Raw genomic sequence first — 322 nt, 5'->3', positions numbered from 1 at the left:
CCGGGACGAACGGCAGTATTTGTTTTTTGACGCCGCCGCCATGGGCGGGGCGCACGGCCATGCCGATGCGCTCCATCTGGAATGGATGTGGAAGCAGCAGCTTTTTTTCACCGATACCGGACGGTATACCTACGAAGAAGGGGAATGGCGTCATTATTTTAAAAGCACGCGGGCGCACAATACGATTACCATCGATGGCGAGGACCAGACGCCGTATGTGTCCACGCAGCAATGGGGCACGCCTGCGGCCGAAGCGAAAACCTATCGTTGGGAAAGCAGCCGCCGCTATCATTTCATGGACGCCTCCCATGACGGCTATACC

At 57.1% G+C, this 322-nt stretch carries 1 protein-coding gene; it reads left to right on the top strand.

What is annotated here, in order from left to right; all coding sequences use genetic code 11:
- Positions 1–322, top strand: a 322-nt coding sequence (locus WG8_RS28670; RefSeq protein WP_007431486.1) for a heparinase II/III family protein, incomplete at both ends; no start/stop codon positions are given.

This window comes from Paenibacillus sp. Aloe-11, from assembly GCF_000245715.1.
Lineage (GTDB): Bacteria > Bacillota > Bacilli > Paenibacillales > Paenibacillaceae > Paenibacillus > Paenibacillus kribbensis.
This window is presented reverse-complemented; position numbering and strand designations above follow the sequence as displayed.